Origin of the sequence: Bradyrhizobium sp. Ai1a-2 (assembly GCF_000426245.1) — a bacterium.
GTDB lineage: Bacteria > Pseudomonadota > Alphaproteobacteria > Rhizobiales > Xanthobacteraceae > Bradyrhizobium.
In genome coordinates, this window is the sequence record NZ_AUEZ01000034.1 from 22,109 (window position 1) to 36,119 (window position 14,011).

Annotated in this window: 16 protein-coding genes; 11 read left to right on the forward strand and 5 right to left on the reverse strand. The window is 64.3% G+C overall.

The annotated features are described in order from the left end of the window. The first annotated feature begins 86 nt into the window (after positions 1 to 86). The 3 genes from K288_RS0121450 to K288_RS0121460 all read left to right on the forward strand — a co-directional run bounded on the left by K288_RS0121450 (position 87) and on the right by K288_RS0121460 (position 2,893). The gene (locus tag K288_RS0121450) at positions 87 to 575 is read left to right on the forward strand and encodes a helix-turn-helix domain-containing protein (RefSeq protein WP_027581419.1); all 489 of its coding nucleotides are present in this window, start codon (positions 87 to 89) and stop codon (positions 573 to 575) included. Positions 576 to 671: 96 nt separating this feature from the next. Continuing rightward, entirely contained in the window at positions 672 to 2,042 is a 1,371-nt protein-coding gene (locus tag K288_RS0121455; RefSeq protein WP_027581420.1) for a glutamate--cysteine ligase, read from the forward strand. A gap of 296 nt (positions 2,043 to 2,338) precedes the next feature. Continuing rightward, on the forward strand, positions 2,339 to 2,893 hold the full coding sequence (locus K288_RS0121460) for a PAN domain-containing protein (protein ID WP_027581421.1): 555 nt from the start codon (positions 2,339 to 2,341) through the stop codon (positions 2,891 to 2,893). Between the two features lie 115 nt (positions 2,894 to 3,008). Here the strand turns inward: K288_RS0121460 and K288_RS0121465 are convergent, their stop codons facing one another. The 5 genes from K288_RS0121465 to K288_RS0121485 form a co-directional block, all read right to left on the reverse strand. Beyond that, entirely contained in the window at positions 3,009 to 3,572 is a 564-nt protein-coding gene (locus K288_RS0121465) for a nucleotidyltransferase family protein (protein WP_027581422.1), read from the reverse strand. 15 nt (positions 3,573 to 3,587) lie between these two features. Further along, positions 3,588 to 3,929, reverse strand: a complete 342-nt coding sequence (locus tag K288_RS0121470; RefSeq protein WP_027581423.1) for an MmcQ/YjbR family DNA-binding protein — start codon at positions 3,927 to 3,929, stop codon at positions 3,588 to 3,590. Between the two features lie 173 nt (positions 3,930 to 4,102). Then, entirely contained in the window at positions 4,103 to 4,873 is a 771-nt protein-coding gene (gene lepB / locus K288_RS0121475; protein WP_027581424.1) for a signal peptidase I, read from the reverse strand. Then, positions 4,873 to 6,297 (reverse strand): metalloprotease TldD, encoded by a 1,425-nt coding sequence (tldD, locus tag K288_RS0121480; RefSeq protein ID WP_027581425.1) that lies wholly within the window; start codon positions 6,295 to 6,297, stop codon positions 4,873 to 4,875. The genes lepB and tldD overlap by 1 nt, the downstream gene beginning before the upstream one ends. A gap of 102 nt (positions 6,298 to 6,399) precedes the next feature. Continuing rightward, on the reverse strand, positions 6,400 to 6,858 hold the full coding sequence (locus K288_RS0121485) for an invasion associated locus B family protein (protein WP_244443201.1): 459 nt from the start codon (positions 6,856 to 6,858) through the stop codon (positions 6,400 to 6,402). Between the two features lie 575 nt (positions 6,859 to 7,433). Between K288_RS0121485 and coxB the strand changes: the two genes are divergently transcribed. The 8 genes from coxB to K288_RS0121530 all read left to right on the forward strand — a co-directional run bounded on the left by coxB (position 7,434) and on the right by K288_RS0121530 (position 13,994). Further along, positions 7,434 to 8,273 (forward strand): cytochrome c oxidase subunit II, encoded by an 840-nt coding sequence (gene coxB / locus K288_RS0121495; protein WP_027581427.1) that lies wholly within the window; start codon positions 7,434 to 7,436, stop codon positions 8,271 to 8,273. A 92-nt stretch (positions 8,274 to 8,365) separates the two neighbouring features. Beyond that, a complete protein-coding gene (gene ctaD / locus K288_RS0121500; protein ID WP_027581428.1) occupies positions 8,366 to 9,976 on the forward strand; it encodes a cytochrome c oxidase subunit I in 1,611 nt (536 codons plus the stop codon). A 68-nt stretch (positions 9,977 to 10,044) separates the two neighbouring features. Then, positions 10,045 to 10,980 (forward strand): heme o synthase, encoded by a 936-nt coding sequence (locus tag K288_RS0121505; RefSeq protein WP_027581429.1) that lies wholly within the window; start codon positions 10,045 to 10,047, stop codon positions 10,978 to 10,980. An 18-nt stretch (positions 10,981 to 10,998) separates the two neighbouring features. After that, positions 10,999 to 11,163 (forward strand): hypothetical protein, encoded by a 165-nt coding sequence (locus K288_RS0121510; protein ID WP_027581430.1) that lies wholly within the window; start codon positions 10,999 to 11,001, stop codon positions 11,161 to 11,163. Positions 11,164 to 11,175: 12 nt separating this feature from the next. Continuing rightward, positions 11,176 to 11,817 (forward strand): cytochrome c oxidase assembly protein, encoded by a 642-nt coding sequence (locus tag K288_RS0121515; protein WP_027581431.1) that lies wholly within the window; start codon positions 11,176 to 11,178, stop codon positions 11,815 to 11,817. A 49-nt stretch (positions 11,818 to 11,866) separates the two neighbouring features. Continuing rightward, positions 11,867 to 12,763 carry a cytochrome c oxidase subunit 3 gene (locus K288_RS0121520; RefSeq protein WP_027581432.1) on the forward strand — a complete coding sequence of 299 codons (897 nt, stop codon included), beginning with the start codon at positions 11,867 to 11,869 and terminating at the stop codon, positions 12,761 to 12,763. A gap of 77 nt (positions 12,764 to 12,840) precedes the next feature. Then, positions 12,841 to 13,230: a DUF983 domain-containing protein gene (locus K288_RS0121525; protein ID WP_027581433.1), complete on the forward strand. Its 390-nt coding sequence runs from the start codon at positions 12,841 to 12,843 to the stop codon at positions 13,228 to 13,230. Then, positions 13,227 to 13,994, forward strand: a complete 768-nt coding sequence (locus tag K288_RS0121530; RefSeq protein ID WP_027581434.1) for an SURF1 family cytochrome oxidase biogenesis protein — start codon at positions 13,227 to 13,229, stop codon at positions 13,992 to 13,994. The genes K288_RS0121525 and K288_RS0121530 overlap by 4 nt, the downstream gene beginning before the upstream one ends. Positions 13,995 to 14,011: the final 17 nt, after the last annotated feature.

The following is a 14,011-nucleotide window of genomic DNA, read 5'->3' on the forward strand; positions in this document are numbered from 1 at the left end:
GACTAAATGCACATGCATGATTAGTCAAGATTGATGCAGGTGCATTCAGTACGGTACACTTCGTGCCGACGAAGACGGACCAGGCCATGAAACGCAAACCATCGACCGAGGCGACCGCCGCCTGGATCCGCCTGATGCGGGTGCAGAGCCGGGTGCTCGACGCCGTCGAACAGGACCTGAAGAAGGCCGGCTTTCCGCCGCTCGCCTGGTACGATGCCCTGCTCGAACTGTCGCGCGCGCCCTCGGGCGAGCTGCGGCCGGTGGAGTTGGAGCGGCAGATGCTGCTGCCGCAATATTCGACGTCGCGGCTGATCGACCGCCTGGTGGACGAGGGGCTGGCGGCCCGGCGCGAATGCAAGGTCGACAAGCGCGGCCAGTTCGTCGAGATTACCGAGACGGGACGCGAATTGCAGAAGCGGATGTGGGGCGCCTATTCCGCGGCGATCGAGAAGCATGTCGGGTCGAAATTGTCTGACACCGACGCGGTCAAGCTCTGCGCGCTCCTGGACCGGCTGGGATGTTCCTGCAGCGACGCCAAGTCGCCTGCGATAAGAGACGGCGTGACAGCCCGATGATATCATTGTTGCCACCAGCATTCGCGGGCCGCCTGGTTCGCGGATGCCCCTGCCACCGCGCGCATTCGATCGAAGCGCTTCAGTATCGGAATTCGTATGGCGCGTGACCAGATCGATATGACGCCACTCCAATCGCGCGACGAACTGGTCGCGTGGCTCGAGGCGGGCGTGAAGGATCCTTCCGATTTCCGGATCGGGACCGAGCACGAGAAGACGCCGTTCACACTGCAGGGCCATCAGCCCGTGCCGTATGAAGGCGCGCGCGGCATCGGGGCGCTGCTCGATGGCATGAAGCTCCTGCTCGGCTGGGAGCCGATCATGGAGCGCGGCAACATCATCGGCCTCTACGACGTCACCGGGGGCGGCGCGATTTCGCTCGAGCCGGGCGGCCAGTTCGAATTGTCGGGCGCGCCGGTCGAGACCGTGCATCAGACCCAGGGCGAGCTGATGGCGCATCTCGCGCAGGTGCGTGAGATCGCAACCCCGCTCGGCATCGGCTTTCTCGGCCTCGGCATGACGCCGTCCTGGTCGCGGGCAGAGATCCCGGTGATGCCCAAGGGCCGCTACAAGATCATGACCGGCTACATGCCGAAGGTCGGCAAGTACGGCATCGACATGATGTACCGCACCTGCACGGTGCAGACCAATCTCGACTTCTCCTCCGAAGCCGACATGGTCAAGAAGCTGCGGGTGTCGCTCGCCCTGCAGCCGATCGCGACGGCGCTGTTCGCCAACTCGCCGTTCACGGAAGGCAAGCCCAACGGTTTCCTATCATTCCGGTCCGAGATCTGGCGCGACACCGACAATGCGCGCTCCGGCATGCTGCCATGGGCGTTCGAGGACGGCATGGGGTTCGAGCGCTGGGTCGATTATGCCCTCGACGTTCCCATGTATTTCGTCAAGCGCGGCGATGAGTATCTCGACGTCTCCGGCACCTCGTTCCGCGATTTCTTCGAGGGCAAGAATCCGGCATTGCCCGGCGAGCGGCCGACCCTGTCGGACTGGGCCAATCATCTCTCGACGATCTTTCCGGAGGTGCGGCTCAAGCGCTATCTGGAAATGCGCGGCGCCGATGGCGCGCCATGGGGACGGCTGCCGGCATTGCCGGCATTCTGGGTCGGGCTGCTTTACGACAACGACACGCTCGATGCCGCCTGGGATCTGGTCCGGAACTGGACCGCGCGCGAGCGGCAGGCGTTGCGCGACGACGTGCCGCGCCATGGCTTCAAGGCGCGGATCAAGGACCGCTATCTGTTCGAGATCGCGAAAGAGTGTCTTAAACTTTCGCATGCCGGGTTGCGGCGGCGTAATCGTATCGACCATATCGGCCGCGACGAGAGCCGCTATCTCGAGCCGCTGGAGCGGATCATCGATTGTGGCCGGACGCCGGCGGAAGAGCTGCTCGACAAGTTCAACGGCGCCTGGAATAGCTCCGTCGAACCGGCCTATGACGAGTGTGCGTTCTGAAGCGTTTTCGAGCGAAGTGGATTGCCGGTTCGCGTGAAGAAAACGCGTCAAACCAGGAATCTGGAGCATCGGTTCTGATTCAATCGGAACCGAAGCTCCAGCGCCATCGTGCCCTATCCGCTTGTTTTTGATGCATCTTCTTTGCGTGCGTGGCGTTCACGCCACACGTGGGCGGTTGGTCAGAACGCTGGTGTGCCAGCTTGCCGCATTTTTGAGCCGTTCATCCGGCGTACAGGTTGGCGGCGCTCAAATGACCGCCCGCGGTGAGCGCGGGGGGACAGTCGAAAGCGTTGGATATGAGAATTGGCCGCCACTTCTGGGCGAGTGTAGTGACGTTCGCCTTGTTGGCGGTCGTGGCGACGTCACGGCCAGCGCTGGCGCAGGTCAACTTCGATCGCCCCGGCGGAGACTACGTGAGCTCGCCCGTTGCCTCGGGCGACCCCGCCGATTGCGCGCTGGTCTGCGAGCGCGATCGTCGCTGCCGCGCCTGGAGCTTCAACTATCCGACTGACATCACCACCGGCGCGATATGCTGGCTCAAGAATTCGGTGCCCTCGCGCGTCCAGAATAATTGCTGCGTCACCGGCGTGCGCGGCGCTGGGGTCGTCGAGCCGCGCAACGGCACGGTCGAGACCTCGATCGATCGTCTGGGCGGCGACTACAAGAATTTCGAATTGAAGGCAGGCGAAGGCGACGAGATCTGCAAGGCCGCCTGCGCGGCCGACAACAAATGCCGCGCCTGGACCTATGCGCGTCCCGGCTATGCCGGCCGCGAGCCGCATTGCTTCCTGAAGAAGGAAATCAAGCCGCCACGGCGCAAGGCGGGATTCAGCTCAGGCGTGGTGCGGTAGCAGGTGCGCGCGACCCCCGCCGTCATTGCGAGCGAAGCGAAGCAATCCATGTCTCCGCGTGTCGAGACATGGATTGCTTCGTCGCTGTCGCTCCTCGCAATGACGGGTGGCGTCATCAGCCCGGCAGCACCGTGATCTCCGGCCACAGCGCCTTCCACCTCGCCGCCTTCTTCTCGTAATTCGCTGCTGAGAAATTCGGTCCCGGGTTCGGCCGCACGATCATGTTGGCGACGTCATCGAATCCGTGGGGCGCGTAGACGTCATGGCCTTCAGGCGTGCGGCGGATTCCGATCTGGGTGTTCTTGGTGAGAAAGCGGTCGATGCCATCGGTCGAGCGCATTAATTGCGGGTAGGGCAGGCCGTGCTTTTCGGGATACCAGAGATGGACGCGCGCCTGGTTGCGCACTTCAACGGCGACGCCGAGGTGGCCAGCCGCATCATGCACACGTTTGATGATCCGGTCCTCGGCTTGCCAGGACGTATCGCGATCGAAATAGAAAATGTCGTAGTCGCTGATGCCGTAGTCGGCCGCACGGTTGGTCCTTACGTTCCAGACCGTCTGCGCCAGGCAGCCCGCCACGAGCCACGCGTCGGGTAGTACCAGCCGCAGCACTTCATCGGCGATGATGGCATTGGCGCGATTACGCAGCGCAGCGGCAAGGAATTCGTCTCGGTTCATGAGGCGCCGTAGCTCCTACGAATTAGCATCGTAAGCTTTCACGGCGGCCTTTGATACCAGCGTGCGCCAGTGGCGGCGCAACAGCGGCTCGACGATGCTGCGGCTTGCCTTCGACAGTCGGATCAGGATGATCGGATAGTCGCGGTAGTGATCGGTGAAGTAGAACACTTTCGGCCGGCTCTCGATGAGCATGTCGCGCTCCTCCGGCGGCACGCCGGGCATGACCAGGCTGTCGCCGTCTTCCTTCAGGCGCACGAGCATCTTCTTGCGCACTTTCAATGCAGGCGTGCCGTAGGAGGTACCGTCCTCGACCTCCGGCCACGCCAGCGCGATTTTCCTGACGTCGTCGAAAGTCATGCGAGTAGCCCCATCCTCTCCCTCATCCCGAGGAGCCGCGAAGCGGCGTCACGGGGGATGGGCCGCAGGCGAGCTAGGCGATGCGAAGCGTCGTCCGAGACGGCGCGGAGCCTGTCATCGGGCCGCGCTTCGCGCGGACCCGTTGGCGCCTCCTCACCATGAGGGTCGACGGATCAATGCACCGAGGTAAAGAACCGCGCGAATCGAAATCCCGACGGCCAGGTCCAGACCGGCTGGCTGCGCATGCCCATGTCCCAGGAGCCCACCACTGCATCGGCGCGGCCGATCAGGTTGTTCACCGGCAGCAGTCCGACGCCGCCGTCGCGCACGGAGACGCGGCTGTCGGCGGAATTGTCCCTGTTGTCGCCGAGCACGAACAGCTCTCCGGGCGGCACGGTGATCTCAGGCGTGTTATCGAGGCGGCCGTTGTCGCGCATCTTGAAGATCGCGTGGCTGACGCCGTTCGGCAGGGTCTCGATATAACGATAGGCGGTCTCGGTGTTGCCGCGATCGTCCTCGGCTTCGCCGATGCCGTCGGGCTTCAATGTCGCGGGATGGTCGTTGATGAAGAGCTGGCCCTGCCGCATCTGGATGCGGTCGCCGGGCAGGCCGACCACGCGCTTGACCCAGGCCTGCGAACGGTCGCCCGGCCAGCGGAACACCACGACGTCGCCGCGCTGCGGCGGCTCGCCGAACAGCCGGCCGCTCGTCTCCGGCAGCGTGATCTGGATCGGCAGCGAGGCGGTGCCGTAACCGTAAGGGTATTTCGACGCGACCAGCGCATCGCCGATCAGAAGCGTCGGCTCCATCGAGCCCGACGGCACGTAGAACGGCTCGGCGATCGCGCCCTTGGCGAGGAACACGACAGCGACGATCGCCGCGAGTTGCGCTGCTTGCGAACGCCAGCTTGTCGGCTTGCTGACCGCCACTTCGTTGTTGCTCACTAGCCGGTTCCTCCTACGGTGATCCGCTCCATGCGCAGCGTCGGCTGGCCGACCCCGACGGGCACGCCCTGGCCGTTCTTGCCGCACGTGCCGATGCCGGTGTCGAGCGCGAGATCGTTGCCGATCATCGTGATGCGGTTGAGATCGGTCGGCCCGTTGCCGATCAGCATCGCGCCCTTCAGCGGCGCCCCGAGCTTGCCGTTCTCGATCTTGTAGGCCTCGGTGCACTGGAACACGTATTTGCCCGAGGTGATGTCGACCTGGCCGCCGCCGAAATTGGCGGCATAGATGCCGTTCTTCACCGAAGCGAGGATCTCCGCGGGATCGCTCTTGCCCGCCAGCATGTAGGTATTGGTCATGCGCGGCATCGGCACATGGGCATAGCTCTGCCGTCGGCCGTTGCCGGTCGGCTTCATGTTCATGAGCCGCGCGTTCTGGCGGTCCTGCATGTAGCCGACCAGGACGCCGTCCTCGATCAGCACGGTGCGGTTGGTCGGCGTGCCCTCGTCGTCGATGGAGAGCGAGCCGCGGCGCGAGGCCATCGTCCCGTCGTCGACTACTGTGACGCCCTTGGCCGCGACCTGCCGCCCCATCAGGCCTGCGAAGGCCGAGGTCTTCTTGCGGTTGAAATCGCCTTCGAGCCCGTGACCGACGGCCTCATGCAGCATCACGCCGGGCCAGCCGGCGCCCAGCACCACGTCCATCTCGCCGGCCGGTGCCGGTACGGATTCGAGGTTGATCAGCGCCTCGCGCAGCGCGCCGTCGGCGGCATCGCGCCAGGCTTTGGTCTCGATGAAACGGGCGTAACCTTCCCGGCCACCATAGCCCTTGCTGCCGCTCTCCTGCCGGTCGCCCTGGCCCGCGACCACGGAAATATTGACCCGCACCAGCGGCCGGATGTCGCGATAGCTCTCGCCGTCCGGCCTGACGATTTCCACCACCTGCCACGTCGCCGTCAGGCTCGCGGAAACCTGCCGCACCCGCGGGTCCTTGTCGCGGACATAGGCGTCGATCTCGCCGAGCAGCTTGACCTTGGCCTCGAAGCCCGGCGCATCCAGCGGGTTCTCGTCGCCGTAGAGCTTCACATTCGTGTGCGTCGGCGCCGCGGCGAAGCTGCCGGAATAGCCGCCGCGCACCGCATGCACCGCGTCGGCGGCGCGAATCAGCGCCGGCAGCGACACGTCGGAGGAATGCGCATAGCCGACCGCGTCGTCCTTTACCGCGCGCAGGCCGAACCCCTGGCTGGTGTCGTAGGTCGCCTGCTTCAGCCGCCCATTGTCGAACACCAGGGCTTCGGTCTGTCCGAATTCCAGGAACAATTCGCCGTCATCCGCCCCTTGGAGCCCCCGCGCGAGCTCGCGGCGCACGGCATCGCGGTCGAGATTGGCGCGGTCGAGCAGGGAGGTTGTGGCGGGACTGGTCATGACGGCTCCGAATTCAACGCGATTACATCCCGTTCATGTTTGGCTTGGCCGGGACAGCAGTGTTGAAGATAGGCGTTGTTGCAGCAATTCGGGAGAGGTTGCCTACGGCAACTTGTCATACCCGTCGGCCAGCCCGTTCAGGCTCAGCGGAAAGCCGATGCCTTCTTCCGGCGTCTCGAAGATGATGAACGTCGCAGTCTTGGCGTTCCTGAGCTGGCCAAGCAGCTTGTCGTCCATCACGACCTCGGCGACGCAGCCGTTGGGCAGGCAGCGGACGAAACCGGCACGGCCGACGTCCTGGTTGTCGAGCTTCAGGCCGAGGCCGGAGGGGAGCAGGACGCCCAGCGGCGCGACAACCCGCATCAGGCGGCTTTTCTGGTCGGCGGTCTTCAGCACGATCACGGTCAGGCCGGCATTGGAGCGGTCCTCGGCGACCACGCTCTGGATCAGGGCGCATTGCTCGCTCTGGGCGCCCGGCGGGGTGTCGCAACGGATCTGCCAGTCGCCATGGACCGAGCGCACGGCGCCCTGGGCGTGGGCGGCCTGGGGCAGGCCCGACATGAACGTGAGCGCCAGCAGGCCGCCCAGCCAGTTGATGGCACTCCAGCTACGTCCGCTGTGATGTTTCGAAGCGCCCATCCGGGTCGATCCTTTGATGTCCGGCCATGCCGGCTCGGGTTTCCCCGGCCAAGGGCCGGTGCATTGCCCTGCAGCCGGCGGCACGCAAAACGACTGATACCGCAATGACGGCGCCTTGAAGGCGATCTTCAAGCAAATCTCGCGCCGCGGTGGGGCTCTTCGCGCGAATCAGGTTCCTGCGGAGCGCCCAGCTTGGGGTACATCCAGCAATCGCCCTGTCAAGCCGGCTCGCCCGCAGGAGTGGCGCTATTGCCTGATTTATCGAGAAAATGTCACATCACGGGAATAGCCGATGACGCATGGCTTGGGGCCCTACTACTGCATTGCGAGCGCCTGCGAATTATGGTTTGAGAGGCTAGATTTCGACGCGTTCTAACGATCTGGCCCCGTACTTTCCGAAGGTGCGTCCGGCAGGCCGTTTGTCAGGGCGGATCGTGCTGCATCTTCGCCGTATGGCGGCGGTGCTAAGGGGATAAATCAAAGGGAGCGCGAGCGGCATGAGGATGTCGATGGGCCTGTTGGGCCGGCGGTTGCTGGGGGGTGCGGTAGCAGGCATGGCGCTTGCGGCCGGCGGGACGGCATTCGCTGAATTGGGGCAGCCGGCGCCGTGGGAAGTCACGCTGCAGCAGGCGGGCTCCCCGGTGATGGAGAACATCGTCTGGTTTCATAACTTCCTGCTGGTGGTGATCACTGCGATCACGCTGTTCGTGCTGGCGCTGCTCGTCATCGTGGTGATGAAGTTCAACGCGCGCGCCAATCCGGTCCCCTCCAGGACCACCCACAACACCCTGATCGAGGTGGCCTGGACGCTGGTTCCGGTGCTGATCCTCGTCTCCATCGCGGTGCCGTCGTTCCGCCTCCTGTTCCTGCAGCTCGACGTGCCGAAGTCGGACCTGACCGTGAAGGTCACGGGCAAGCAGTGGTATTGGTCCTACGCCTACCCGGATAACGGCAAGTTCGAGTTCGACTCGCTGCTTGCCCAGGACAAGCAGCCGCGGCTGCTCGGCGTCGACAATGAGATGGTGGTGCCGGTCAACAAGGTGATCCGGATCCAGACCACCGGCGCGGACGTTATCCACTCGTTTGCGGTGCCGGCCTTCGGCATCAAGATCGACTCGATCCCGGGCCGTCTCAACGAGACCTGGTTCAAGGCCACCAAGACCGGCATGTATTACGGCCAGTGCTCCGAACTGTGCGGCAAGGATCATGCGTTCATGCCGATCGCGGTGCGGGTTGTGGACGATCAGGAATTCGCCAGCTGGGTGGACGCCGCGAAGAAGAAGTTTGCCAGCAACCCGGCGAATTCATACGCCTCGGCTGGTCAGGCGGCGCAGTAAGGCTGCAAGCCCGAGGGGCGGGCTTCGCGCATCGGAACAAGGGCGATGGGACCGCAAAGGTCCAAAAGGGAATTGGCTTAAGGATCTAGGACATGGCAACAGGCGCAGCGACACACGATCACGCCCATGATGATCACGGCCATCCGACCGGATGGCGCCGCTATCTCTACTCCACGAACCATAAGGACATCGGCACGATGTACCTTATCTTCGCGGTTATCGCGGGCATCATCGGGGCTGCGATGTCGATCGCGATCCGCGCCGAGCTGATGTATCCGGGCGTGCAGATCTTCCACGAGTCCCACACCTACAACGTGTTCGTGACCTCGCACGGCCTGATCATGATCTTCTTCATGGTCATGCCGGCGATGATCGGCGGGTTCGGCAACTGGTTCGTGCCGCTGATGATCGGCGCGCCCGACATGGCGTTCCCGCGCATGAACAACATCTCGTTCTGGCTGCTGCCGGCCTCTTTCGCGCTGCTCCTGATCTCGACTTTCGTCGAGGGCGAGCCGGGCGCCAACGGCGTCGGTGCCGGCTGGACCATCTACGCGCCGCTGTCGACCTCGGGCCATCCGGGGCCGGCGGTCGATTTCGCGATCCTGTCGCTGCATCTCGCCGGTGCCTCGTCGATCCTGGGCGCGATCAACTTCATCACCACGATCTTCAACATGCGTGCGCCGGGCATGACGCTGCACAAGATGCCGCTGTTCGTGTGGTCGATCCTGGTGACGGTGTTCCTGCTCTTGCTGTCGCTGCCGGTGCTCGCCGGCGCCATCACCATGCTGCTCACCGACCGCAACTTCGGCACCGCCTTCTTCGCCCCCGACGCTGGCGGCGACCCGGTGCTGTTCCAGCACCTGTTCTGGTTCTTCGGCCATCCCGAAGTGTACATCCTGATCCTGCCGGCTTTCGGCATGATCAGCCAGATCGTCTCGACTTTCTCGCGCAAGCCGGTGTTCGGCTATCTCGGCATGGCCTACGCGATGGTCGCGATCGGCGGCATCGGCTTCGTGGTGTGGGCGCACCACATGTACACGGTCGGCATGTCCAGCGCGACGCAGGCCTACTTCGTCGCCGCCACCATGGTGATCGCGGTGCCGACCGGCGTGAAGATCTTCTCCTGGATCGCGACCATGTGGGGCGGCTCGATCGAGTTCAAGGTGCCGATGATCTGGGCGATCGGCTTCATCTTCCTGTTCACGGTCGGCGGCGTCACCGGCGTCGTGCTGGCGAATGCCGGCGTCGACCGCGTGCTGCAGGACACCTACTACGTGGTGGCGCACTTTCACTACGTGCTGTCGCTGGGCGCCGTGTTCGGCATCTTCGCAGGCTGGTACTACTGGTTCCCGAAGATGTTCGGCTACATGTACAGCGAGACCATCGGCAAGCTGCACTTCTGGTTCACCTTCATCGGCGTGAACCTGGTGTTCTTCCCGCAGCACTTCCTCGGTCTCTCCGGCATGCCGCGCCGCTACGTCGACTATCCCGACGCGTTCGCGGGCTGGAACCTGGTGTCCTCGATCGGCTCCTACATCTCCGGCTTCGGCGTGCTGATCTTCATCTACGGCGTGATCGATGCCTTCGTCCGCAAGGAGCAGGCGGCCGCCAATCCGTGGGGCGCCGGCGCGACCACGCTGGAATGGACGCTGTCCTCGCCGCCGCCCTTCCACCAGTTCGAAGTGCTGCCGCGCGTGCAATAAAGGAAACAGCGACGCGCCCGTCATGGGCGCGTCGCGCTCTCTGTTTGATCTAGAGGAACGGGACCATCGTGTCGGTTGTCGATCACAACGCCATCGAGTTGCCGCGGATCTCCGAGGCCGAGGTCGGCGACTACATCGCGCTTCTGAAGCCGCGGGTGATGTCGCTGGTGATCTTCACCGCGCTGGTCGGCCTGATGATCGCGCCGGGGCACGTCCACCCGGTGCTGGCCTTCACCTCGATCCTCTGCATCGCCGTCGGGGCCGGCGCCTCCGGCGCGCTGAACATGGCCTATGAAGGCGATATCGACGCGCTGATGACCCGCACCGCTAACCGGCCGATCCCGCGCGGCCGCATCACAAGTGGAGAAGCCACGGCCTTCGGCCTCACGCTCGCGTTCTTCTCGGTGATGACGCTCGGCATCCTCGTCAACTGGGTCGCGGGCGCGCTGCTGGCCTTCACGATCTTCTTCTACGTGGTGGTCTACACGATGTGGCTGAAGCGGTGGACCGCGCAGAACATCGTGATCGGCGGCGCCGCCGGCGCGCTGCCGCCGGTGGTGGCCTGGGCCGCGGCAACCGGCTCGCTGTCGGTCGAGCCCGTGCTGTTGTTCCTGATCATCTTCTTCTGGACCCCACCGCATTTCTGGGCGCTGGCGCTGTTCCGCAGCGACGACTACGCCCGCGCCGGCGTGCCGATGCTGCCGGTGGTCGCCGGCCCGGACGCGACACGGCTGCAGATCCTGCTTTACACGATCGTGCTCGTTGCGATCGCGGTGGCGCCGTGGCCGCTCGGCTATTTCGATGCGGTCTATGGCGTGGCGTCGCTCCTGCTCGGGACGGGCATGCTGTGGCTCGCGGTTGACGTCTATCGCCACCGCGAGGGCAAGGAAGCCAATCGCGCCTGCCGCAAATTGTTTGCTTTCTCCATTTTTTATTTGTTCGCGCTGTTCGCGACCTTGCTGATCGAGGTGGCCTTCCGCACCGTTGCATCATGGGTCGGGTAGGGAGCGCATGAGCACGCAATGGATGACAAACGCGAGCAAGAAGGAATTGTCCTCACCGAGGCGCAGCTCAGGAGCCGCCGCCATCGCTCGATCGCCATTGCGCTCGCGCTCGGCGTGCTGGTCCTGCTGTTCTTCGCGGTCACCCTGGTCAAGGGGCCGGCCGTGCTGGTGCGGCCGATCTGAGATGTGATCGAGATGGCGCAAGAGACCACCACGCCCAAGCAGCCCGGCACGAGCCAAAAGGCTTCGCGTCGCACGCTGACGCGTGACGCGCTGGTTGCCTCGATCTGTGGTCTCGTCGTCGTGCTGATGGTCGGCGCATCCTACGCCGCCGTGCCCTTCTACAACTGGTTCTGCCGCGCCACCGGCTTCAACGGCACCACCCAGGTCGCGACCTCCGCGCCGGCGGAGGGGCCGCTCGCCCGCAAGATCGAGGTCCGGTTCGATGCCAATGTCGCGCCGGGCCTGCCCTGGAAGTTCGAGCCCGAGCAGAACGCGATCGACGTCAGGATCGGCGAAGTCGTCACTGTCTTCTACACCGTGACCAACCAGTCGGCGCGGACCACGACGGCCCAGGCGGCCTACAATGTCGCGCCGCTGACGATCGGGTCCTATTTCCAGAAGATCAACTGCTTCTGCTTCACCGAGCAGACCATGGCGCCGGGTGAGAAGCGCGAGATGCCTGTCGTGTTCTATGTCGATCCGGCGCTGGCCGCCGACCACGAGAACGACACTCTGAAATCGATCACCCTGTCCTACACTTTCTATTCCGTGCGCGATCCGGTGCCGAAGCCAGTGGCTTCCGGCGAGGGCGACAGGCGCAAGGGCAATCTTTGAATTTCTGAGACGAATACGTGCCTGACGGCACGCGAACGGAGAGACTGCAATGGCTGAGGCGCACGTCAAGCATCACGATTACCACCTCGTCGATCCCAGCCCCTGGCCGGTGGTCGGCTCGATCTCGGCCTTCATCATGTGCTTCGGCGCGATCGGCTGGATGCACCACATGTTCACGGGCGCGCCGATCGTGTTCGGCATCGGCGTGATCGGCGTGCTCTACACCATGGCGAGCTGGTGGGGTGACGTGATTCGCGAGGCCCAGTACAGGGGCGACCACACCCGCGTCGTGCAGCTCCATCATCGCTATGGCATGATCCTGTTCATCGCCTCCGAGGTGATGTTCTTCGTCGCCTGGTTTTGGGCGTTCTTCAACGCCGCGTTGTTCCCGGCCGATGCCGTCCACGCCACCCGCGACGCAGTGTTCGGCTGCGGTCCCGGCACCCAGATGGGCGCCTGCGCTGTGCCGGGCACCTGGCCGCCGCACGGCATCGAGACCTTCGATCCCTGGCACCTGCCGCTGCTTAACACGCTGCTGCTGCTCACCTCCGGCACCACGGTGACCTGGGCCCACCATGCGCTCCTGGAGAACGACCGTCAGGGCCTCAAATACGGCCTGATCCTCACCGTGCTGCTCGGCGCCGCCTTCACCTGCGTGCAGGCCTACGAATACGCCCATGCCACGTTCTCGTTCGCCGGCAATGTCTACGGCTCCGTCTTCTTCATGGCGACCGGCTTCCACGGCGCCCACGTGATCATCGGCACCATCTTCCTCCTGGTCTGCCTGTTCCGCGTCTATGCCGGCCATTTCACGCCGAAGCAGCACCTCGGCTTCGAGTTCGCCGCCTGGTACTGGCACTTCGTCGACGTGGTCTGGCTATTCCTGTTCATCTGCATCTACGTCTGGGGCCGCGGCGCCGAAACCATGGCGCATGCCGCGCACTAGCTCTCCATGACGTGCTACAAGGGGGCGGCCAGATTGGCCGCCCTTTTGTTTTCTGTAAGCGAAGACTGAACCACTTGATGCCAGACGACACTCCCCCGACGGTCACCGAGAGCGCGCTCCGCGGCATCGCCTGCCGCTGTCCGCGCTGCGGCAAGGGCAAGCTCTATGCGGGCTTCCTCACGCTCGCGCCACGCTGCGAGAGTTGCGGTCTGGATTATGCCTTCATCGATTCCGGTGACGGGCCGGCGATCTTCATCATCATGCTGGCCGGCGCGATCGTCGTCGCCTGCGCGCTGATCGTCGAGGTCAAGTACCAGCCGCCGTTCTGGGTGCATGCGGTGCTCTGGCTGCCGTTGATCGTCGTCACCACCTTGCTGCCGCTGCGTTCGATGAAATCGCTTCTGATCGCACTCCAGTTCCACCACAAGGCGGCGGAGGGCCGGTTGATCAAGCGCGAGCGAAAATGACCGCAGCATCCTCGTCCCGGCGCGGTGCCGCCGGCTTCGGCATTTTCACGTTGATCCTGGTGGTGGTGTTCGCGGGCCTCGGGATCTGGCAATTGCAGCGCCGGGTCGAGAAGCATGCGCTGATCGCGGCCCTCAACGAGCGCCTGGCGGCGGCGCCCGAGGCGCTGCCGCAGCCTTCGCAATGGACCGCGCTACGCCCAGTGAGCGACGAATTCCGCCGAGTCACTTTCACAGCGACCTATGCGAAGCTGCCGGATGCGATGGTGTTCAGCTCCGGCTCCGCGGTTCGCGACGACATTTCCGGTCCCGGCACCTGGGCGTTTCTCCCGGCGCGCCTGCCTGATGGCGAGACCGTCGTGGTCAATGCGGGCTTCGTGCAGAACACGATGCAGGATCGCGCCCAGGAGGATCGCGCGGTTGCGCCGCTGATCACGGGCGAGCCGGTCAAGCTGACCGGCTATCTCCGCTTTCCCGAGGCCGGCGGCTCGCTGACGCCGAAGGAAGATCCGGCAAAACGCCTGTGGTTCGTCCGCAATCATTTCGCGATGGCGAGCGCGCTCGGCTGGGGCGAGGGCGGCAAGACAGTCGCGCCCTTCTACATCGATCTCGAGTCGCCCGTGCCCGACAGCGGCATTCCCAAGCCGGGACCGCTGAAGGTCAATCTCAAGGACGACCACATGCAATACGCCATCACCTGGTTCACGCTCGCCGTGGCGGTGTTGATCGCGTTTGCATTGTGGATGCGCGGCCAGCGTCGCGCGTAGATACCGCAATACCGTAT